Source organism: Streptomyces pseudogriseolus (genome assembly GCA_002154585.1).
GTDB lineage: Bacteria > Actinomycetota > Actinomycetes > Streptomycetales > Streptomycetaceae > Streptomyces > Streptomyces pseudogriseolus.
On the sequence record MUNG01000753.1, the window covers coordinates 1 to 673 of the forward strand.

1 protein-coding gene is annotated in these 673 nt (G+C 74.3%); it reads right to left on the reverse strand.

What is annotated here, in order from left to right:
• Positions 1–52 precede the first annotated feature (52 nt).
• A complete protein-coding gene (locus CCN29_RS34550; protein WP_006130973.1) occupies positions 53–268 on the reverse strand; it encodes a hypothetical protein in 216 nt (71 codons plus the stop codon).
• Positions 269–673 lie beyond the last annotated feature (405 nt).

The following is a 673-nucleotide window of genomic DNA, read 5'->3' on the forward strand; positions in this document are numbered from 1 at the left end:
GTCGCAGGGGCGGGCGGCCGAGCGCGGGGAGTGTTCGTGACCCGGGTGACCGTCAACCCGCCTCGAGGCCGAGGACGCGGCGCGCCGCCTCGGCCTCCGCGGCCGGCGGGGAGAGCTCGTCCAGGGTGTCCAGCTCCGTGTCGTCCGCCAGCTCCCGCTCCCAGGCGTCGGCGAGCCGCTGCTGCTCCTCGCGGGGCTTCGCGGTGACGGCCTCCCGGTGTTCCGGGTCCAGTGCCGTGAGGAAACGCTCGACCGATTCCATGGACATGCCGTACTCCTTGTTCGCTCCGGAAGGCGCCGCACGGCCCAGGATGGCCAGCGCCCTCGGGGTACGGGTGCCCGACACGGCCCGCGGCCACCCTGATGGCCCCGCTTCGTATGGGACTCGGGCTTGCTGCACCTATCGAATTTCGATAGCTTCCCATCGTCATTCGATCGGTGCGCAGGCGCTGGGCGGTGCGAGAACGGGTTCCCGTGAGCCGTGCCCGCGCCTCGTGCGCCGTGCGCCTCGCCGCGCCCGAGCCCCGGAGTACCTGATGTCCTCAGCCGCCCCCGCCACCGTGTCCGCCCCCGCCACTGTGTCCGCCCCCACCCCCGCGTCCGCCGCCCGTCCGGCGTCCGGCCGCGAGACCGGCGCCGACGTGCTGGTCGTCGGCGCCGGTCTCGCCGGACT

Coding starts and splice junctions, on each gene's coding strand:
- CCN29_RS34550 (WP_006130973.1), bottom strand. CDS start 268: ATGTCCATGGAATCGGTCGAGCGTTTCCTCACGGCACTGGACCCGGAA.